Source organism: Streptomyces sp. NPDC052079 (assembly GCF_040680275.1).
In the GTDB taxonomy this organism is placed as follows: Bacteria; Actinomycetota; Actinomycetes; order Streptomycetales; family Streptomycetaceae; genus Streptomyces.
This window is the reverse complement of sequence record NZ_JBFAWL010000001.1, coordinates 45,779-65,915: the sequence shown is the minus strand read 5'-3', so window position 1 is coordinate 65,915 and position 20,137 is coordinate 45,779. Positions and strand designations below refer to the sequence as shown.

19 protein-coding genes are annotated in these 20,137 nt (G+C 70.1%); 3 read left to right on the top strand and 16 right to left on the bottom strand.

The window, feature by feature from the left end:
- Positions 1–5 precede the first annotated feature (5 nt).
- The 12 genes from nuoL to AB0L56_RS00290 are packed head-to-tail and all read right to left on the bottom strand — an operon-like array spanning position 6 to position 12,910.
- Positions 6–1,970, bottom strand: coding sequence for an NADH-quinone oxidoreductase subunit L (nuoL, locus tag AB0L56_RS00345; RefSeq protein ID WP_365417314.1), 1,965 nt, complete (start codon positions 1,968–1,970; stop codon positions 6–8).
- Between the two features lie 14 nt (positions 1,971–1,984).
- A complete protein-coding gene (gene nuoK, locus AB0L56_RS00340) occupies positions 1,985–2,284 on the bottom strand; it encodes an NADH-quinone oxidoreductase subunit NuoK (RefSeq protein WP_037929353.1) in 300 nt (99 codons plus the stop codon).
- On the bottom strand, positions 2,281–3,123 hold the full coding sequence (locus tag AB0L56_RS00335; RefSeq protein WP_361031135.1) for an NADH-quinone oxidoreductase subunit J: 843 nt from the start codon (positions 3,121–3,123) through the stop codon (positions 2,281–2,283). The genes nuoK and AB0L56_RS00335 overlap by 4 nt, the downstream gene beginning before the upstream one ends.
- On the bottom strand, positions 3,120–3,770 hold the full coding sequence (gene nuoI, locus AB0L56_RS00330) for an NADH-quinone oxidoreductase subunit NuoI (RefSeq protein ID WP_361031132.1): 651 nt from the start codon (positions 3,768–3,770) through the stop codon (positions 3,120–3,122). Before nuoI ends, AB0L56_RS00335 begins: the two co-directional genes overlap by 4 nt.
- Complete coding sequence (gene nuoH, locus AB0L56_RS00325) at positions 3,763–5,136, bottom strand: NADH-quinone oxidoreductase subunit NuoH (RefSeq protein ID WP_365417310.1); 1,374 nt, start codon at positions 5,134–5,136, stop codon at positions 3,763–3,765. The genes nuoI and nuoH overlap by 8 nt, the downstream gene beginning before the upstream one ends.
- The gene (locus AB0L56_RS00320) at positions 5,133–7,664 is read right to left on the bottom strand and encodes an NADH-quinone oxidoreductase subunit G (protein ID WP_365417308.1); all 2,532 of its coding nucleotides are present in this window, start codon (positions 7,662–7,664) and stop codon (positions 5,133–5,135) included. Before AB0L56_RS00320 ends, nuoH begins: the two co-directional genes overlap by 4 nt.
- The gene (gene nuoF, locus AB0L56_RS00315) at positions 7,661–9,010 is read right to left on the bottom strand and encodes an NADH-quinone oxidoreductase subunit NuoF (RefSeq protein ID WP_365417305.1); all 1,350 of its coding nucleotides are present in this window, start codon (positions 9,008–9,010) and stop codon (positions 7,661–7,663) included. Before nuoF ends, AB0L56_RS00320 begins: the two co-directional genes overlap by 4 nt.
- On the bottom strand, positions 9,007–9,915 hold the full coding sequence (gene nuoE, locus AB0L56_RS00310) for an NADH-quinone oxidoreductase subunit NuoE (protein WP_365417302.1): 909 nt from the start codon (positions 9,913–9,915) through the stop codon (positions 9,007–9,009). The genes nuoF and nuoE overlap by 4 nt, the downstream gene beginning before the upstream one ends.
- Positions 9,912–11,231: an NADH-quinone oxidoreductase subunit D gene (locus AB0L56_RS00305; RefSeq protein ID WP_365417299.1), complete on the bottom strand. Its 1,320-nt coding sequence runs from the start codon at positions 11,229–11,231 to the stop codon at positions 9,912–9,914. Before AB0L56_RS00305 ends, nuoE begins: the two co-directional genes overlap by 4 nt.
- Entirely contained in the window at positions 11,228–11,986 is a 759-nt protein-coding gene (locus AB0L56_RS00300) for an NADH-quinone oxidoreductase subunit C (protein ID WP_361031113.1), read from the bottom strand. The genes AB0L56_RS00305 and AB0L56_RS00300 overlap by 4 nt, the downstream gene beginning before the upstream one ends.
- Entirely contained in the window at positions 11,983–12,537 is a 555-nt protein-coding gene (locus tag AB0L56_RS00295) for an NADH-quinone oxidoreductase subunit B family protein (RefSeq protein WP_030565381.1), read from the bottom strand. Before AB0L56_RS00295 ends, AB0L56_RS00300 begins: the two co-directional genes overlap by 4 nt.
- 13 nt (positions 12,538–12,550) lie before the next feature.
- Complete coding sequence (locus AB0L56_RS00290) at positions 12,551–12,910, bottom strand: NADH-quinone oxidoreductase subunit A (RefSeq protein ID WP_007490928.1); 360 nt, start codon at positions 12,908–12,910, stop codon at positions 12,551–12,553.
- A gap of 808 nt (positions 12,911–13,718) precedes the next feature.
- Here AB0L56_RS00290 and AB0L56_RS00285 point away from each other — a divergent pair.
- Positions 13,719–14,552 (top strand): C40 family peptidase, encoded by an 834-nt coding sequence (locus tag AB0L56_RS00285; protein WP_361031108.1) that lies wholly within the window; start codon positions 13,719–13,721, stop codon positions 14,550–14,552.
- A 627-nt stretch (positions 14,553–15,179) separates the two neighbouring features.
- On the opposite strand, the gene AB0L56_RS00280 is transcribed toward AB0L56_RS00285, so the two are convergent.
- Positions 15,180–16,463 (bottom strand): geranylgeranyl reductase family protein, encoded by a 1,284-nt coding sequence (locus AB0L56_RS00280; protein WP_365417294.1) that lies wholly within the window; start codon positions 16,461–16,463, stop codon positions 15,180–15,182.
- 97 nt (positions 16,464–16,560) lie between these two features.
- Here AB0L56_RS00280 and AB0L56_RS00275 point away from each other — a divergent pair, with 97 nt between their 5' ends.
- Together AB0L56_RS00275 and AB0L56_RS00270 are read left to right on the top strand one after the other, a co-directional pair.
- Positions 16,561–17,079, top strand: coding sequence for a GNAT family N-acetyltransferase (locus tag AB0L56_RS00275; protein ID WP_365417292.1), 519 nt, complete (start codon positions 16,561–16,563; stop codon positions 17,077–17,079).
- A gap of 89 nt (positions 17,080–17,168) precedes the next feature.
- Entirely contained in the window at positions 17,169–17,522 is a 354-nt protein-coding gene (locus AB0L56_RS00270) for a PASTA domain-containing protein (protein ID WP_365418779.1), read from the top strand.
- A gap of 56 nt (positions 17,523–17,578) precedes the next feature.
- Here AB0L56_RS00270 and AB0L56_RS00265 read toward each other — a convergent pair whose 3' ends face one another.
- Genes AB0L56_RS00265 through mqnC form a run of 3 tightly spaced genes read right to left on the bottom strand, consistent with a single transcriptional unit; the run spans position 17,579 to position 20,111 of the window.
- Positions 17,579–18,274: a demethylmenaquinone methyltransferase gene (locus tag AB0L56_RS00265; RefSeq protein ID WP_361031099.1), complete on the bottom strand. Its 696-nt coding sequence runs from the start codon at positions 18,272–18,274 to the stop codon at positions 17,579–17,581.
- A 30-nt stretch (positions 18,275–18,304) separates the two neighbouring features.
- Positions 18,305–18,904, bottom strand: coding sequence for a hypothetical protein (locus tag AB0L56_RS00260; RefSeq protein WP_365417289.1), 600 nt, complete (start codon positions 18,902–18,904; stop codon positions 18,305–18,307).
- Between the two features lie 7 nt (positions 18,905–18,911).
- Positions 18,912–20,111, bottom strand: coding sequence for a cyclic dehypoxanthinyl futalosine synthase (gene mqnC, locus AB0L56_RS00255; protein WP_365417286.1), 1,200 nt, complete (start codon positions 20,109–20,111; stop codon positions 18,912–18,914).
- Between the last annotated feature and the right edge of the window lie 26 nt (positions 20,112–20,137).

Here is a 20,137-nt window from a genome sequence, read left to right as displayed (position 1 = left end):
CGGTATCAGACCGCCCTCATCAGCAGGGTCGCGGCGACGAGGACCGCCGCGCCGCCGAACATGGAGACCGCGTAGGACCGCGCGAAGCCGTTCTGCAGCCTGCGCATCCGCCCGGACAGGCCGCCCATGAAGGCCGCCGTGCCGTTGACGACCCCGTCGACCAGGGTGTGGTCCACATACACCAGCGAGCGGGTGAGGTGTTCACCGCCGCGCACCAGGACCACGTGGTTGAAGTCGTCCTGGAGCAGGTCGCGCCGGGCGGCCCGGGTGAGCAGCGACCCGCGCGGGGCGACGGCCGGCACCGGACGGCGCCCGTACTGGGCCCAGGCGATCGCCACGCCGATGACCATCACGGCGACCGTGGAGAGCGTCACCGTCAGGGCGCTGACCGGCGGGTGGCCGTGGGCGTGCCCGGTGACGGGCTCCAGCCAGTGCACGAAGCGGTCGCCGATGCTGAAGAAGGCACCGCCCGCGACCGATCCGACGGCCAGCACGATCATCGGGATCGTCATGGACCTCGGCGACTCGTGCGGGTGCGGCGGCTCGTAGGCGCCCCGCGTCTGCGCGGCCGGCTCCACATCCGGCGCCGCCGGGGACGGCGTCGGCGCGTTGCGCCAGCGCTCCTCGCCGAAGAACGTCATCAGCATCACGCGCGTCATGTAGAACGCGGTGATGGCCGCGCCCAGCAGGGCACAGGCACCCAGGATCCAGCCCTCGGTGCCGCCCTTGGCGAACGCCGCCTCGATGATCTTGTCCTTGGAGAAGAAGCCGGACAGACCCGGGAAGCCGATGATCGCGAGATAGCCGAGCCCGAACGTGACGAACGTGACCGGCATGTACTTCCTGAGGCCGCCGTAGCGGCGCATGTCGACCTCGTCGTTCATGCCGTGCATCACCGAACCGGCGCCGAGGAACAGGCCGGCCTTGAAGAAGCCGTGCGTCACCAGGTGCATGATCGCGAAGACGTAGCCGATCGGGCCCAGGCCCGCGGCCAGCACCATGTAGCCGATCTGCGACATGGTCGAGCCGGCCAGTGCCTTCTTGATGTCGTCCTTCGCGCAACCGACGATCGCACCGAACAGCAGCGTCACCGCGCCGACGACGGTGACGACCAGTTGGGCGTCGGGAGCGCCGTTGAAGACGGCGGCGGAGCGGACGATCAGGTACACGCCCGCCGTCACCATCGTCGCGGCGTGGATCAGGGCCGAGACCGGGGTCGGGCCCTCCATCGCGTCCCCGAGCCAGGACTGCAGCGGCACCTGGGCGGACTTGCCGCAGGCGGCGAGCAGCAGCATCAGCGCGATGGCGGTCAGCTTGCCCTCGCCCGCCTCACCGGCGAGACCGGCCTCCCCCTGGCCGCCGAGCACCGGCCCGAAGGCGAAGGTGCCGAACCACAGGAACATCATCATGATCGCGATGGACAGGCCCATGTCGCCGACGCGGTTGACCAGGAAGGCCTTCTTGGCGGCCGTGGCGGCGCTGGGCTTGTGCTGCCAGAAGCCGATCAGCAGGTAGGAGGCGAGACCGACGCCCTCCCAGCCGACGTACAGCAGCAGGTAGTTGTCGGCGAGGACGAGGATCAGCATCGCCGCGAGGAAGAGGTTCAGATAGCCGAAGAAGCGGCGGCGGCGCTCGTCGTGCTCCATGTACCCGACGGAGTACAGGTGGATCAGCGAGCCGACGCCGGTGATCAACAGGACGAACGTCATCGACAGCTGGTCCAGCCGGAAGGCGACGTCGGCCTGGAAGCCCTCCACCGGGATCCAGCTGTACAGGTGCTGCGTGACGGTGCGTTCCTCGGCGCCCTTGCCCAGCAGACCGGTGAAGAGCACCAGGCCGATCACGAAGGAGACGGCCGCGAGCAGCGTGCCGATCCAGTGGCCCACGGCGTCCAGCCGGCGTCCGCCGCACAGCAGGACCGCAGCTCCGAGCAGAGGCGCCGCCACCAGCAGCGCAATCAGGTTCTCCACGATTCAGCAGCCCCTCACAGCTTCATCAGGCTGGCGTCGTCGACCGAGGCCGAGTGGCGGGAACGGAACAGGGACACGATGATCGCCAGCCCGACCACGACCTCCGCGGCGGCGACCACCATCGTGAAGAAGGCGATGACCTGGCCGTCGAGGTTGCCGTGCATCCGGGAGAAGGCGACGAACGCGAGATTGCAGGCGTTGAGCATGAGCTCGACGCACATGAAGACCACGATCGCGTTGCGCCGGATCAGCACACCGGTGGCGCCGATCGTGAACAGCAGCGCGGCGAGGTACAGATAGTTGACCGGGTTCACTTCGACGCCTCCTCGGCCCGCTTGAACGTCGGCGCCTCGATCACCTTGCGCTCCAGGCGTTCCTCCGCGCGCTGCTCCAGCGCCCGCAGATCGTTGAGCGCCTCCTGCGACACGTCACGGACCTGTCCGCGCTCCCGCAGCGTCTTGCTGACGGTGAGGTCGGACGGGGTGCCGTCGGGCAGCAGGCCGGCAATGTCCACGGCGTTGTGCCGCGCGTACACGCCGGGCGCCGGGAGCGGCGGCATGTACTTGCCCTCGCGGACCCGCTGCTCGGCCAGCTCCCTTTGGGTCTTGGCGCGTTCGGTGCGCTCGCGGTGGGTGAGCACCATGGCGCCGACGGCGGCCGTGATGAGCAGGGCGCCGGTGATCTCGAAGGCGAAGACGTACTTGGTGAACAGGAGGGCCGCGAGCCCCTCCACATTGCCGCCCGCGTTCGCCTCGCCGATGCCGCTGAACTCGTTGAGCGAGGCGTTGCCGATCCCGCCGACCAGCAGGACGCCGAAGCCGAGACCGCACAGCAGGGCCAGCCAGCGCTGGCCCTTGATGGTCTCCTTCAGGGAGTCCGCCGCGGTGACGCCGACCAGCATCACCACGAACAGGAACAGCATCATGACCGCGCCGGTGTAGACGACGATCTGGACGACGCCCAGGAAGTAGGCGCCGTTGGCCAGGTAGAATACCGCAAGGACGATCATCGTGCCGGCGAGGCAGAGCGCGCTGTGCACGGCCCGCCGCATGAACACGGTGCACAGGGCGCCGATCACGGCGACCGTGCCGAGGACCCAGAACTGGAAGGCCTCTCCGGTGGAGGTGGAGTAGGCGGCGAGCATTCCGGTCATCGCCTGATCACCTCATCCGACGCCGGTTCCTCCGGCCCGAACGTCGAGGCGGCCTCCTGCACCACCTCGCCCTTGGAGTGGGCGACCTGCTGCTCCGTACCGGGCGCGGCCTCGGTCACCAGGCCCCGGTAGTAGTCCTGCTCGTCGGTGCCCGGGTACATGGCGTGCGGGGAGTCGACCATGCCCTCCTCCAGACCGGCGAGCAGCTGCTCCTTGGTGTAGATGAGGTTGGCGCGGCTGGAGTCCGCCAGCTCGAACTCGTTGGTCATCGTGAGCGCGCGCGTCGGGCACGCCTCGATGCACAGGCCGCACAGGATGCAGCGGGCGTAGTTGATCTGGTAGACGCGGCCGTACCGCTCGCCGGGCGAGTAGCGCTCCTCCTCGGTGTTGTCCGCGCCCTCGACGTAGATCGCGTCGGCGGGGCAGGCCCAGGCGCACAGCTCGCAGCCGACGCACTTCTCCAGGCCGTCCGGATGGCGGTTGAGCTGGTGCCGTCCGTGGAAGCGCGGAGCGGTGGTCTTCTGCTGCTCCGGGTACTGCTCGGTCAGCCGCTTCTTGAACATGGCCTTGAAGGTCACGCCGAAGCCGGCCACGGGGTTCAGGAAACCGGGCGACGCGGGCCTGGCCTCCTTGGGCTCCTCAGCCATCGGACGCCTCCTTTCCATCCGTAGGTCCGTGCAGAGATTCGTCACTCTGAGTATCGGGGCCGCCACTGACAATCAGTTCCCGCTCCCGGTGCGAACGGCGTCGCGGCACCGGCGGCACCTCCTGTCCCGGCAGCGGCGGTACGGGGAACCCGCCCGCCATGGGGTCGAAGGCGGGCGGGCCCTCGGGCCGCTCGGACTCCTTCGCCCGCGACCGGAACATGTCGGCGACGAAGGAGAGCAGCAGCAGGGCGAGGACGCCTCCGGCGATGTAGAGCGCGATGTCCGCGAAGTCGTAGTTCTCGTTCCGCAGCGCCCGCACGGTCGCGACCGCCATCAGCCACACCAGGGAGACCGGGATGAGGACCTTCCAGCCGAGCCTCATCAGCTGGTCGTAGCGGACCCGCGGGAGCGTGCCGCGCAGCCAGACGAAACCGAACAGCAAGGTCAGCAGCTTGCCGGTGAACCAGAGCATCGGCCACCAGCCGTGGTTGGCGCCCTCCCAGAAGGTGCTGACGGGCCATGGGGCCCGCCAGCCGCCCAGGAAGAGCGTCACGGCGACGGCCGAGACGGTCACCATGTTGATGTACTCGGCCAGCATGAACATCGCGAACTTGATGGACGAGTACTCGGTGTTGAAGCCGCCGACCAGGTCGCCCTCGGACTCCGGCATGTCGAAGGGGGCGCGGTTGGTCTCGCCGACCATCGTGACCATGTAGATGAGGAAGGAGACCGGCAGCAGCACGATGTACCAGCGGTCGTTCTGCTGCTCGACGATCGTCGAGGTCGACATCGAACCGGAGTACAGGAACACGGAGGCGAACGCGGCGCCCATGGCGATCTCGTACGAGATCATCTGCGCGCAGGAGCGCAGACCGCCCAGCAGCGGATAGGTGGAGCCGGAGCTCCAGCCCGCCAGGACGATGCCGTAGATGCCGACCGAGGCGACCGCGAGGATGTAGAGCGCCGCGATCGGCAGGTCGGTGAGCTGCATCGTGGTGCGCTGGCCGAAGATCGAGATCTCGTTGCCGGCCGGCCCGAAGGGGATCACCGCGAACGCCATGAAGGCGGGGACGGCGGCGACGATCGGCGCGAGGACGTACACCGCCTTGTCCGCGCGCTTGACGACGACGTCCTCCTTCAGCATCAGCTTCACGCCGTCGGCGAGCGACTGGAGCATGCCCCAGGGCCCGTGCCGGTTGGGGCCGATGCGCAGCTGCATCCAGGCGACGACCTTGCGCTCCATGACGATGGAGATCAGTACGGTCACCATCAGGAAGGCGAAGCAGAACACCGCCTTGACGAGGATCAGCCACCAGGGATCGCGGCCGAACATCGACAGGTCTTCAGCGGCGAGGTACGGGCTCATGCCTCCACCTCCTTGGGGGCCTCGCCGGCGAGCGCCGCCGGGCCGATGCGGACGAGGGAGCCGGGCAGTTCCCCGGTGCCGGAGGGGACGCCGCCGTCGACGGAGTTCAGCGGCAGCCAGACCACCCGGTCGGGCATGTCGGTGACGGCCAGGGGCAGTACCACCGACCCGGCGGTGCCGGTCACCGACAGCAGGTCGCCGTCCTTGACGCCGACCTCGGCGGCCGTGGCGGCCGACACCCGCGCGCGGGCGGCGTGCCGGGTGCCGGCCAGCGCCTCGTCACCGAGCTGCAGAAGGCCGTGGTCGAGCAGCAGCCGGTGGCCGGCGAGCACGGCCTCCCCGGCGGCCGGCCGGGGCAGGGCGCCCGCGGTCTCCGCCGGGTCGGTGGCGCGGGGACCGTCCCAGACGCCGATCCGGTCGAGCTCCGCGCGGATCGTGCGCAGATCCGGCAGGCCCAGATGGACGTCCATGGCGTCGGCCAGCATCTGCAGCACCCGCGCGTCGGTGGGCGGCAGCCGCCGGGTCATCTGGTCGGGCTTGAGCGCCGCCTCGAACAGGCGGACCCTGCCTTCCCAGTTGAGGAAGGTGCCGGGCTTCTCGGCGACCGCGGCGACCGGCAGGACGACGTCGGCGAGCTCGGTGACCTCGCTGGGCCGCAGCTCCAGCGAGACCACGAACCCGGCCTCGGCGAGCGCGGCACGCGCGCGTGCCGGGTCGGGCAGGTCGGCGACCTCCACGCCCGCGACCAGCAGCGCCTGGAGCTCACCGCGGGCCGCCGCCTCGACGATCTGGCCGGTGTCACGGCCGTAGCGGTGCGGGAGTTCCGCGACGCCCCAGAGGGCGGCGACCTCCTCACGCGCGCGCGGGTCGGTCGCCGGGCGGCCGCCCGGCAGCAGCGCCGGCAGCGCGCCCGCCTCGATGGCGCCCCGCTCCCCGGCCCGGCGCGGGATCCACGCCAGCCGCGCCCCGGTCGCGGCGGCGAACCGGACGGCGGCGGTCAGTCCGCCCCGTACGGCGGCCAGCCGCTCGCCGACGACGATCACCGCGCCGTCGGCCCGCAGCGCCTCGGCGGCCGCGGCTCCGTCGTCCTGGAGGCCGACACCGCTCGACAGCGCGTCCAGCCATTCGGTCTCGGTACCGGGCGCCGCCGGCAGCAGGGTGCCTCCGGCCTTCTCGAGTCCGCGCGTGGCGTGCGTGGCGAGGGCGAAGGTCTGCTGACCGTGCCCGCGCCAGGCCTTGCGCAGCCGCAGGAAGACGCCGGGCGCCTCCTCCTCCGACTCGAACCCGACCAGGAGGACGGCGGGCGCCTTCTCCAGGGCGGTGTACGTGACGCCGGTGCCTCCCCCAGACTCCGTCCGGGAGGTGCCCCCAAGATCCCGGCCGCGGCCGGCGACCCGCGCGGCGAGGAAGTCGGCCTCCTCGGCGCTGTGCACGCGCGCGCGGAAGTCGATGTCGTTGGTGGCGAGCGCCACGCGGGCGAACTTGCTGTACGCGTAGGCGTCCTCGACGGTCAGCCGGCCGCCGGTCAGCACACCGGTGCGGCCGCGCGAGGCCAGCAGCCCCTGGGCGGCGATCTGCAGCGCGTCCGGCCAGGACGCCGGTTCCAGCTCGCCCTCCGCGTTGCGCACCAGCGGGGTGTCGAGGCGGTCCCGCAGCTGCGCGTACCGGAACGCGAAGCGTCCCTTGTCGCAGATCCACTCCTCGTTGACCTCGGGGTCGTTGCCCGCGAGCCGCCGCATGACCTTGCCGCGCCGGTGGTCGGTGCGGGTGGCGCAGCCGCCGGAGCAGTGCTCGCACACCGACGGCGACGAGATCAGGTCGAAGGGGCGGGAGCGGAACCGGTAGGCCGCCGAGGTGAGCGCGCCGACCGGGCAGATCTGGATGGTGTTGCCGGAGAAGTACGACTCGAACGGGTCGCCCTCGCCGGTGCCGACCTGCTGGAGCGCGCCCCGCTCGACCAGTTCGATCATCGGGTCGCCCGCGATCTGGTTGGAGAACCGGGTGCAGCGGGCACACAGCACGCACCGCTCACGGTCGAGCAGCACCTGTGTGGAGATCGCCACGGGCTTCTCGTAGGTGCGCTTCTTGCCCTCGAAGCGGGACTCGGCGTGGCCGTGCGACATCGCCTGGTTCTGCAGCGGGCACTCACCGCCCTTGTCGCAGACCGGGCAGTCCAGGGGGTGGTTGATGAGCAGGAGCTCCATCACACCCTTCTGGGCCTTCTCGGCGACCGGCGAGGTGAGGTGGGTCTTCACCACCATGCCGTCGGTGCAGGTGATGGTGCAGGAGGCCATGGGCTTGCGCTGGCCCTCGACCTCCACGATGCACTGGCGGCAGGCGCCGACCGGGTCGAGGAGCGGATGGTCGCAGAACCGGGGGATCTCGATGCCGAGTTCCTCGGCGGCCCGGATGACCAGGGTGCCCTTGGGCACGGTGATCTCGGCGCCGTCGATCGTCAGCGTGACGAGGTCCTCGGGCGGGACCGCCGCTTCTCCCCCGCCGGAGGGAGCGTTGGTGGTCACAGTCATGCGTGCACCTCCGTACGGTCGGCCCAGGCCGTCGACTTGGCCGGGTCGAAGGGGCAGCCGCGGCCCGTGATGTGCTGCTCGTACTCCTCGCGGAAGTACTTGAGCGAGGAGAAGATCGGCGAGGCGGCACCGTCGCCGAGGGCGCAGAAGGACTTGCCGTTGATGTTGTCGGCGATGTCGTTGAGCTTGTCGAGGTCGGCCATCTGTCCCTTGCCGGCCTCGATGTCCCTCAACAGCTGGACGAGCCAGTACGTCCCCTCACGGCAGGGGGTGCACTTGCCGCAGGACTCGTGGGCGTAGAACTCGGTCCAGCGCGTGACGGCGCGGACGACGCAGGTCGTCTCGTCGAAGCACTGCAGTGCCTTCGTGCCGAGCATGGAACCCGCGGCGCCGACTCCCTCGTAGTCGAGGGGGACGTCGAGGTGCTCGTCGGTGAACATCGGCGTCGAGGAGCCGCCGGGCGTCCAGAACTTCAGCCGGTGGCCCGGCCGCATCCCGCCGCTCATCTCCAGCAGTTGGCGCAGGGTGATGCCGAGGGGCGCCTCGTACTGTCCGGGGCTCGCGACATGGCCGCTGAGGGAGTAGAGCGTGAAGCCGGGCGACTTCTCGCTGCCCATCGAGCGGAACCATTCCTTGCCCCGGTTCATGATGGCGGGAACCGACGCGATCGATTCCACGTTGTTCACCACAGTCGGGCACGCGTAGAGGCCCGCGACGGCAGGGAAGGGGGGACGGAGCCGCGGTTGACCCCGCCGGCCTTCCAGCGAGTCGAGCAGTGCGGTCTCCTCACCGCAGATGTACGCGCCCGCGCCCGCGTGCACGGTGAGTTCGAGGTCGAGTCCGCTGCCCAGGATGTTCTCGCCGAGGAAGCCGGCCGCGTAGGCCTCGCGCACGGCCTCGTGCAGCCGCCGCAGTACGGGGACGACCTCACCCCGCAGATAGATGAAGGCGTGGGACGACCGGATGGCGTAGCACGCGATGACGATGCCCTCGATGAGGCTGTGCGGGTTCGCGAAGAGGAGCGGAATGTCCTTGCACGTTCCGGGCTCCGACTCGTCGGCGTTGACAACAAGATAGTGAGGCTTGCCGTCTCCCTGGGGAATGAACTGCCACTTCATTCCCGTCGGGAAGCCGGCGCCGCCGCGCCCGCGGAGACCGGATTCCTTGACGTACGCGATGACGTCGTCCGGTGACATCGCGAGCGCCTTGCGGAGGCCCTCGTATCCCTCGTGCCTCCGGTAGACGTCCAGCGTCCAGGACTTGTCCTCGTCCCAGAAGGCCGACAGCACGGGTGCGAGCAGCTTCTCCGGGCTCATGTCCTTGAGTTCGGGTGCCAAGGTCATCACTCCTCCTCCTCGGCAGCGGGTCCCGACGATCCGGAGGGGCGGGGCGAATCCCCTCCGTCAAGGGTGGTGGGCGACGGATGGGCCGGGTCGGAGGCCGACGTCTCTTGCGGCGCGTCGTGCGAGCTGAGGTGCTCGGTGGGCGACGGCTCGTGCGGCGGGGTGTCCCGGGGCGCCTCACCGCGCGGGTGCACCACGCGCGCGGGTGCGGCCTCCCCCTTGGCCAGCTTCAGACCGATCAGGGAGGCGGGGCCGGCGCTTCCGGTGGCCTCGACGGCTCCCTCGCGCTCGTCGGGGAATCCGGCCAGGATGCGGGCGGTCTCCTTGAAGGTGCACAGGGGCGCCCCGCGCGTGGGCGCGACCGGGCGGCCGGCGCGCAGGTCGTCGACCATGCGTGTGGCGCTCTCGGGGGTCTGGTTGTCGAAGAACTCCCAGTTCACCATCACCACGGGCGCGAAGTCGCAGGCCGCGTTGCACTCGATGTGCTCGAGGGTGACCTTGCCGTCGTCGGTGGTCTCGCCGTTGCCGACGCCCAGGTGCTCCTGGAGCTCCTCGAAGATCGCGTCGCCGCCCATGACGGCGCACAGGGTGTTGGTGCACACCCCGACCTGGTAGTCACCGCTCGGCCGGCGCCGGTACATGGTGTAGAAGGTGGCGACCGCGGTCACCTCGGCGGTGGTCAGGTCCAGCATGTCCGCGCAGAACTGCATACCGGTGCGCGTGACGTGGCCCTCCTCCGACTGCACGAGGTGCAGCAGCGGCAGGAGGGCGGACCGGGAGTCCGGGTAGCGGGCGATGACCTCGCGCGCGTCGGACTCCAGCCGGGCCCGGACGTCGTCCGGGTAGGCGGGCGCGGGCAGTTCGGGCATGCCCAGGCTGACGCCCCGCTCCGAAGAAGAGGTGGTCACCGGTCGACGCCTCCCATCACGGGGTCGATGGACGCGACGGCGACGATGACGTCGGCGACCTGGCCGCCCTCGCACATCGCCGCCATGGCCTGCAGGTTGGTGAAGGACGGGTCGCGGAAGTGGACCCGGTACGGGCGGGTGCCGCCGTCGGAGACGACATGCACCCCGAGCTCGCCCTTGGGCGACTCGACCGCTGTGTACGCCTGTCCCGGCGGGACCCGGAAGCCCTCGGTGACCAGCTTGAAGTGGTGGATCAGGGCCTCCATGGAGGTGCCCATGATCTGCTTGATGTGGTCGAGGGAGTTACCCAGTCCGTCGGGGCCGAGGGCCAGCTGGGCGGGCCAGGCGATCTTCTTGTCCTCGACCATGACCGGGCCGGGCTGGAGCCGGTCCAGGCACTGCTCGACGATGCGCAGCGACTGGCGCATCTCCTCCAGCCGGATCAGGAAGCGGCCGTAGGAGTCGCAGGTCTCGGCGGTCGGGATGTCGAAGTCGTAGGTCTCGTAGCCGCAGTACGGCTGCGCCTTGCGCAGGTCGTGCGGCAGACCGGTGGAGCGCAGGATCGGGCCGGTGGCGCCGAGGGCCATGCAGCCGGCCAGGTCGAGGTAGCCGACGTCCTGCATACGGGCCTTGAAGACGGGGTTCCCGGTGGCGAGCTTGTCGTACTCCGGGAGGTTCTTGCGCATCTTCTTCACGAACTCGCGGATCTGGTCCACCGCGCCGGGCGGCAGGTCCAGGGCGAGTCCGCCGGGGCGGATGTACGCGTGGTTCATCCTCAGGCCCGTGATGAGCTCGTAGATGTCGAGAACCAGTTCACGATCACGGAATCCGTAGATCATGATCGTGGTGGCCCCGAGTTCCATGCCGCCGGTGGCGATGCACACCAGGTGGGAGGAGATCCGGTTCAGCTCCATCAGGAGCACCCTGATGATCGAGGCCCGGTCGGGCACCTGGTCCTCGATGCCGAGGAGCTTCTCCACCGCGAGGCAGTACGCCGTCTCGTTGAAGAACGGCGTCAGGTAGTCCATGCGCGTCACGAACGTGGTGCCCTGGGTCCACGTCCGGTACTCGAGGTTCTTCTCGATGCCGGTGTGGAGGTAGCCGATGCCGCAGCGGGCCTCGGTGACCGTCTCGCCGTCGATCTCCAGGATCAGCCGGAGCACTCCGTGGGTGGACGGGTGCTGCGGACCCATGTTGACGACGATGCGTTCGTCGTCGGTCCGGGCCGCGGTCTCGACGACCTCGTCCCAGTCGCCGCCGGTGACGGTGTAGACGGTTCCTTCGGTGGTCTCCCTGGGGGAGGCGTGCGTGCTCACGAGTACGACCTCCGCTGGTCCGGAGCCGGGATCTGGGCGCCCTTGTACTCGACGGGGATGCCGCCGAGGGGGTAGTCCTTGCGCTGCGGGAAGCCCTGCCAGTCGTCAGGCATCATGATCCGCGTCAGGGCCGGGTGACCGTCGAAGACGATGCCGAAGAAGTCGTACGTCTCGCGCTCGTGCCAGTCGTTCGTCGGGTACACCTCGAACAGCGACGGGATGTGCGGGTCGCTGTCGGGGGCGCTGACCTCGAGCCGGATCACCCGGTTGTGGGTGATCGAGCGCAGGTGGTAGACGGCGTGCAGCTCGCGGCCCTTGTCGTTCGGGTAGTGCACACCGCTGACGCCGGTGCACAGCTCGAAGCGCAGGGCGGGGTCGTCGCGCAGGGTCCGCGCCACGCGGACCAGGTGCTCGCGCTCGATGTGGAAGGTGAGTTCGCCGCGGTCGACGACCGTCTTCTCGATGGCGTTGGCGGGGAGCAGGTCCTGCTCCTCCAGTGCGCCCTCCAGTTCGTCGGCGACCTCGTCGAACCAGCCTCCGTAGGGGCGGGTGGCGGGTCCGGGCAGCCGGACCGAGCGGACGAGTCCGCCGTAGCCGGAGGTGTCGCCGCCGTTGTTGGCGCCGAACATCCCGCGCTGGACGCGGACCTCCTCGCCGCCCTCGCCCCGCCGGCCGGGGAGGTTCTGGGCGGAGAGGTCCTTCTCGGGGTTGGCCCCTCCGGAACCGGGCGCGCCCTTGCCGTTCACGTCGCTCATCGCAGCAGCCCCTTCATCTCGATCGTGGGCAGGGCCTTGAGCGCCGCCTCCTCCGCCTCGCGGGCCGCCTCCTCGGCGTTCACGCCGAGCTTGGAGCTCTGGATCTTCTGGTGGAGCTTGAGAATGGCGTCCAGCAGCATCTCGGGGCGGGGCGGGCAGCCGGGGAGATAGATGTCGACCGGGACGACGTGGTCGACGCCCTGGACGATCGCGTAGTTGTTGAACATGCCGCCCGAGGAGGCGCAGACCCCCATGGAGATCACCCACTTGGGGTTCGGCATCTGGTCGTAGACCTGCCGGAGCACCGGCGCCATCTTCTGGCTGACCCGCCCGGCGACGATCATGAGGTCGGCCTGGCGCGGTGAGCCGCGGAAGACCTCCATGCCGAAGCGCGCCAGGTCGTAGCGGCCGGCGCCGGTGGTCATCATCTCGATGGCACAGCAGGCGAGGCCGAACGTGGCGGGGAAGACGGACGATTTACGCACCCAGCCCGCGGCCTGCTCGACGGTGGTCAGCAGGAATCCGCTCGGCAGCTTTTCTTCGAGTCCCATGACTAGTGGCCCCTCAGTCCCATTCCAGGCCGCCGCGCCGCCATACGTACGCGTACGCGACGAAGACGGTGAGCACGAAGAGCAGCATCTCCACGAGCCCGAAAAGCCCCAGGGCGTCGAAGGTGACGGCCCAGGGGTAGAGGAAGACGATCTCGATATCGAAAATGATGAAGAGCATCGCCGTCAGGTAGTACTTGATGGGGAAGCGCCCGCCGCCGGCCGGCGTGGGCGTCGGTTCGATACCGCACTCGTAGGCCTCGAGCTTGGCGCGGTTGTACCGCTTCGGACCGATCAGCGTGGCCATCACCACGGAGAAGATCGCAAAGCCTGCCCCGAGGGCTCCCAGTACGAGGATGGGCGCATACGCGTTCACCGCTCCTCGCTCCTCTCAGTCGGCACTGACTGCAATGGGGTCCCCCCGGGGGCGAGCGAGCCCCTGGGGGAGGTTGTGCAGCAGGCCCGGCCCACCTCAACTGCCCCACGAACCACGCCCGCCCCGGCGAAGATCGAGAACATGTGAAGCAGGTCACAAGCCCAACCGCTCCGCATCCTATGCCCGTGGGTCTGTGATCTGCGACACGGGGTCTCGCACAAGCTTTGTGATCTCCACCACCTGACGAACGATCATGAAGTCGGATGAGCGGTGATCTTCGCACGCCAAGCGTCCGCGTGATCACCAAAGGTGACATTTTGACTGGTCAGCGCAGCTCAGAGGGGTCGTCTCCATATCAAGAGGCTTCTCTTGCATGCAAATTGGCGCTGGACTTGATCTGTTGATAGAGGCCGCGTTCACACCTCGGAGGGGCGCCGCGGCAAGGTGTGGACGTGTGCACGCGTTCACGAAGTCGGAGCGTCACGAATCCGTCACATACGGCCATCACGACCTCCCGCGGTCGACTCCGGCCCTCCGCCGGGTCGCGGGCACCCCGACGGACGCGATGATCGGGACAGTCGTTCCGTGACCTCCGTCACATTCATGAGAGCCGCATGAGAGGAGGGATTGGCCAACCAGTCCAACCAGTGGTAGTCGGAGCGCAATTCGGACGTAACGATGAAAGTGCGTGATCAAGGGCCGATCACGGGCGTCCGCAATGTCCGTTACGGCGTCAATAAAGAACGTCGCGCCCGCGATTTGGGCCCTCGATTGAACAACTGTGGCGCAGCACACGTTTCTTGAAGATATGAAGCAGCCCCTGGTACCGGTTGTTCCCATGTCCCACACCGCTCCCATACGCAGCCACCGGAAACCCCGCCGCACCGCCCAGACCACCATGGCGATGCGGGCCGGAGTTGCCGGTGGCGTCCTCAGCACCCTGGCAGTGGCCGCCGCGTCGGGTTCGGCGAACGCTGCCGAGCCGGTGACGCAGACCCTTGAACTGCCCACCCTGACGGCCGACCTGTCCGCCCAGGTCGCCGAGTCCGCGGACGCCACCCAGCAGGCCGCCGCGAACTACCAGCTGCGGGCCGAGCGTGACGCGGCCGCCGCCAAGGCCGCCAAGCAGGCCAAGGCGGACCTCGCCGAGGCCAAGGAGAAGGCCGAGGCGAAGAAGAAGGCCGCGGAGGAGGCCCGCAAGGCCGCCGCCGAGCGCGCCGCGCGCGACGCCGAGCGCCCCACCCTGTCCACCACCTCCACGGCCACGACCGCCTCCGCGCCCGCCAGCGGCAGCGTCGCGACGGTCATCGCCTTCCTCAGGGCGCAGGTCGGCGACGCCTACGTCATGGGCGCCACGGGCCCCAACGCCTGGGACTGTTCGAGCCTGGTGCAGGCCGCGTTCAAGCAGGTCGGCGTCGACCTGCCGCGGGTCTCGCAGGACCAGTCGACGGTCGGCACGGACATCCCGCTGTCCCAGATCCAGGTCGGCGACATCCTCTACTGGGGCGGCAAGGGCTCCGCGTACCACACGGGTGTCTACATCGGGAACGGCCAGTACCTGGACGCCGCCAACCCGTCCAAGGGCGTCGTCATCCAGGACCTCTCCGGCTACCCGGCGTCGGGTGCCGTGCGCGTGCTCTGAGCCGCGCCCACACGGGCTGAAGGGCCGCTGCCGCTCGGGGGCAGCGGCCCTCCCTCGTTCTCCCGCCGCCCCCACAGCGCACAGCAGGGGCAAGATCACCCGATTGCCCGAATCGTCCCCCGCCCGGGGCGGGTTGACGGCCCTCGCGCGCACCCCCGGAGCGCCGTACAGGCCCGTAACGGCCCCTCACAGCGCCCGGCGCGGACACCGGCAGCCGGAGTTCGCACCTGGGACTCCGACCGCCCACAGCGCCGCACAGGGCACCGGCGTCAGGCTGTGCTACCCCGGCCCTGCCGTGCGCGCCGGCGCCACCCCGCGATCCCGCCCCGCGCCGAGCCCGGCGCCCGCACCGGTGAGCGCCAGACTGCTCTCGGCCGCGTCGCCCGCGCGTCAGCGGACGTGTCGTCGGCCCCGCCGACCCCGTTCGTCCCGGAGGAACCGGACATCCCGGAGTCGTCCCCGCCGGACCCGACGGCGTCGAGCCACCCGACGTACCGCCGTCGGACTCGCCCGTGCCGCCGTCCGCCACCCCGCCGGAGCCCATCTCCGCCCTGACAGTGTCTCGGGCCTCGCCGGCCCCCGGGGCCGCAGCGGACAACACCGGTCACACTGCCCCACCGGACGACGTCACGCCTTCGGCGCCACCTTGCTCAGGCCGTTGATGATGCGGTCCATCGCGTCGCCGCCCGTCGGGTCCGTCAGGTTGGCGAGCAGCTTCAGCGTGAACCTCATCAGCATCGGGTGCGTCAGTCCCCGCTGGGCGGCGATCTGCATGACCTTCGGGTTGCCGATGAGCTTCACGAAGGCGCGGCCGAGCGTGTAGTAGCCGCCGTAGGTGTCCTTCAGGACCCGCGGGTAGCGACGGAGCGCGATCTCCCGCTGGGCCGGCGTCGCCCGCGCGTGCGCCTGGACGATGACGTCCGCGGCGAGCTGCCCTGACTCCATGGCGTAGGCGATGCCCTCGCCGTTGAACGGGTTGACCAGACCGCCCGCGTCGCCGACGAGCAGCAGCCCGCGCGTGTAGTGCGGCTGGCGGTTGAAGGCCATGGGGAGCGCGGCGCCGCGGATCGGGCCGGTCATGTTGTCCGGGGTGTAGCCCCAGTCCTCCGGCATCGAGGCGCACCAGGCCTTGAGGACCTCGCGCCAGTCCAGCTCCTTGAAGGAGTCGGAGGTGTTCAGCACGCCCAGTCCGACGTTGCTGGTGCCGTCGCCCATGCCGAAGATCCAGCCGTAGCCGGGCAGCAGGCGGTCCTGTGGGCCGCGGCGGTCCCACAGTTCCAGCCAGGACTCCAGGTAGTCGTCGTCGTGGCGCGGCGAGGTGAAGTACGTGCGCACGGCGACGCCCATCGGCCGGTCCTCGCGCCGGTGCAGCCCCATCGCCAGGGACAGCCGGGTGGAGTTGCCGTCGGCGGCCACGACCAGCGGGGCGTGGAAGGTCACCTCCCGCTTCTCCTCGCCGAGCTTGGCCTTGACGCCCGTGATGCGCCCGGTGCGGTCGTCGATGACCGGCGCGGCGACGTTGCAGCGCTCGTAGAGCCGGGCGCCCGCCTTCTGGGCCTGCCGGGCGAGCTGCTCGTCGAAGTCGTCGCGCTTGCGCACCAGTCCGTAGTCGGGGAAGGAGGCGAGATCCGGCCAGTCCAGCTGGAGGCGGACCCCGCCGCCGATGATGCGCAGGCCCTTGTTGCGCAGCCAGCCGGCCTCCTCGGAGATGTCGATGCCCATCGACACCAGCTGCTTCACGGCACGCGGGGTGAGGCCGTCGCCGCACACCTTCTCGCGCGGGAACTCGGTCTTCTCCAGCAGGAGCACGTCGAGTCCGGACCGGGCCAGGTGGTAGGCGGTGGTGGAGCCGGCTGGCCCCGCGCCGACGACGATCACATCGGCGGTGTGGTCGGAGAGGGGCTCGGTCACGGCGGGATCTCCCCAAGTTCGAAATCTGCGTGCCGACCGGCACTGGACATGGGCAGTCTATTCAGCAGAATTGATCACCCGGCTGAAGGGCTGCCCCGTGAACCGAGCTCTCCCCGCTGTACGGCTGCGTGTTCCCACCCATGAGGACGCCTTCGCCTGGCATCGGATCTTCGACGACCCGGACGTCATGGAGTTCCACGGCGGCAAGGCGGCCGACCTGTCGTTCTACGAGGAGCTCACCGCCCGCCAGCGCCGGCACGACGCCGAGCTCGGCTTCTGCCTGTGGACCATGCTCGACGAGTCCGGGCAGGTCATCGGCTTCACCGGCGCCCAGCCATGGCCACGCGACTGGGGCCCGGTGGGCGAGATCGAGATCGGCTGGCGGCTGGCGCGGGAGCACTGGGGCAAGGGGCACGCCACCGCAGCGGCCCGGGAGACCCTGGAACGGGTGCGCGCGGCCGGCGTCGGCGACGTGGTCGCGATGGTGGACGCCCGCAACGCCCGCTCCATAGCGGTCACCCGGCGACTGGGCATGCGGCCGGCCGAGACCTTCATGACACCGGTCTCGCGGCGCGAGGCCCACTGCTACCGCCTCGACCTCCGTCACGCAGAGTAACCAATTGTCACGGAACGCCACTTGGTGCTTCCGGCGGGCGTCGCGCCGGTCTACCCTGCCGGTACCGCAGGGGGGTGACGTCCGTGCGTATGACACCCAAGGGATTCGGGACACCCGAAGTGCGTGTGCCGCGTCTGGTCGGTCTGATGGCCGTGGACGCCCGCGAGTCGGCCCGGGCACAGGGCCTCTCCGTGAACGCCCCGGACCGCCCGGACTTCCATCTCACCGTCGTGGACTACGTCGTACGCCAGTATCCGCAGCCCGGCACCGAGGTCCCCCGGGACTCCGTGGTCCACGTGTGGTTGGACTTCGGTGAGGGCGACGGCGGAGGCGGGGGCGTGCGCGAACCCCGGGGGCCCCTGCCGCCCACGGGCGGCCTCCAGCGGGAACTGGAGGAGCCGCGCGGCGGCGGCCCCGGTGCCCGGGTGCTCAGCTGCCCCTGACACACGCCGCACGCCGCCGTCAGCTGCCCCTGATGCCCTGACGCACGCCGCCGTGCTCAGCCCTCCTTGAAGCCCCGGTGCAGCGCCACCACGCCGCCCGTCAGGTTGCGCCACGCCACCCGCGACCACCCGGCGCCCTTCAGCCGGTCGGCCAGCTCGGGCTGGCCGGGCCAGGCGCGGATCGACTCGGCGAGATAGACGTACGCGTCCGGGTTCGACGACACCGACCGGGCGACCGGCGGCAGGGCACGCATCAGGTACTCGGTGTAGACGGTGCGGAACGGCGCCCACGTCGGGTGCGAGAACTCGCAGATGACGATCCGCCCGCCGGGCCTGGTCACCCGGTGCATCTCGCGCAGCGCCGCGTCGGTGTCCTGCACGTTGCGCAGGCCGAAGGAGATGGTGACGGCGTCGAAGACGTCGTCCTTGAAGGGCAGCCGGGTGGCGTCGCCCGCGGTGTACGGCAGCCAGGCGCGGTTGCGCTTGCCGACCTGGAGCATGCCGAGGGAGAAGTCGCAGGGCACCACGTAGGCGCCGGTGCGGGCGAAGGGCATCGACGACGTGCCGGTGCCGGCCGCCAGGTCCAGGACCTTCTGTGCGGGCCGCGCGTCGACGGCCCTGGCGACCTCCTTGCGCCATCTCCGGTCCTGGCCGAGGGACAGCACGTCGTTGGTCAGGTCGTACCGTTCCGCGACGTCGTCGAACATCGAGGCGACTTCGTGCGGCTGCTTGTCCAGGCTGGCTCGGGTCACCCGGCCATTGTGGCAGGCGGCCCCCGCCGGCTACGCGCGCCGGTACACCATACGGCCGCCCACGACGGTGACCACGCACGTGGACGCGCCCTCCTGTACGAGCGCGTCCCGGTCGGGCACGTCGAACACGGCGAACCGTGCGGGCCTCCCGGCGCCGAGGGCCGGCAGCAGCACGAGCGGCACCGGGGAGAGCGCCGGGGACCCGGGCAGGGCGGCCGGACGGCCCGCCAGGGCGAGCCCGGCCCTGCGCACCGCGTCCAGGGCCGCGCGGCCGCGCAGTTCACCGGCGACCGCGACCGTGCCGTGCGCGAGCATGCGCTGCACTCCCCGGCGTGCGCTGGCGCCCCGCGCGGACGGGGTGGCGTCGAGCAGGGCCCGCGCACGCGCCCCGAACACCGGCTCGCTGCCGAGCCGGTCCGCCTCGCGCGGATCGGGGTGGTACGCCTGCTCCAGCAGTTCCGGACCGTACGGGTTGAGCAGTCCGGGCGTCAGGATGCCGGGCCACCGCCGCACCCGGGCGCCCGGGTGGGCGGCGGCCAGCTCGTCGTACGGGCCGACGGCGGCGATGTGCGCGCCGTCGACCAGAACGGCCGTCTCGGGCGAGGCGTCGGCGATGTGAAGGGTCAGCACGCCGGCGTCAGTTGGAGGCGAGGAGCTTCAGCTCCGGATGGGCCGTACCGCCCTCGATGGCGGTGGAGGAGATGTGGGAGACCACTCGGTCGTCGACGGGGTCGTTCGCCGGGTCGTCGTGCACGACCAGGTGCTCGTACGTCGTCGAGCGCTGCGCCGGGACACGGCCCGCCTTGCGGATCAGGTCGATGATCTCCAGCCGGTTGGAGCGGTGCTTGGCGCCGGCGGAGGAGACGACGTTCTCCTCCAGCATGATCGAGCCGAGGTCGTCCGCGCCGTAGTGCAGGGACAGCTGGCCGATCTCCTTGCCGGTGGTCAGCCACGAGCCCTGGATATGCGCGACGTTGTCCATGAACAGCCGGGCGATCGCGATCATCCGCAGATACTCGAAGAGGGTCGCCTGGGTGCGGCCCTTCAGATGGTTGTTCTCCGGCTGGTAGGTGTACGGGATGAACGCCCGGAAACCGCCCGTGCGGTCCTGCACGTCCCGGATCATCCGCAGGTGCTCGATCCGCTCGGCGTTGGTCTCACCCGTACCCATCAGCATGGTCGACGTCGACTCCACGCCCAGACCGTGCGCGATCTCCATGATCTCCAGCCAGCGCTCGCCCGACTCCTTCAGCGGCGCGATGGCCTTGCGGGGACGGGCGGGCAGCAGCTCCGCACCCGCCCCGGCGAAGGAGTCGAGCCCCGCCGCATGGATCCGGGTGATCGCCTCCTCGACACTCACCTTGCTGATCCGCGCCATGTGCTCGACCTCGCTGGCCCCCAGGGAGTGGATGACCAGCTGTGGGAACTCCTTCTTGATGGCGGCGAAGTGCTTCTCGTAGTACTCCACCCCGTAGTCGGGGTGGTGACCGCCCTGGAACATGATCTGCGTGCCGCCCAGCTCCACCGTCTCGGCGCAGCGCCGCAGGATGTCGTCCAGGTCGCGGGTCCAGCCCTTGGCGGTGTCCTTCGGCGCGGCGTAGAAGGCGCAGAACTTGCACGCCGTGACGCACACGTTCGTGTAGTTGATGTTCCGCTCGATGATGTACGTGGCGATGTGCTCGGTGCCGGCGTACCGCCTCCGGCGCACGGCGTCGGCGGCCGCGCCCAGCGCGTGCAGCGGCGCGTCGCGGTAGAGGTCGAGGGCGTCTTCGGGGGTGATCCGCCCACCGGCGGCGGCACGGTCGAGGATGGGCTGAAGGTCGGCCTTCTCGGTCACCGGCGTCCCTTTCGTAAGGGGTGTGG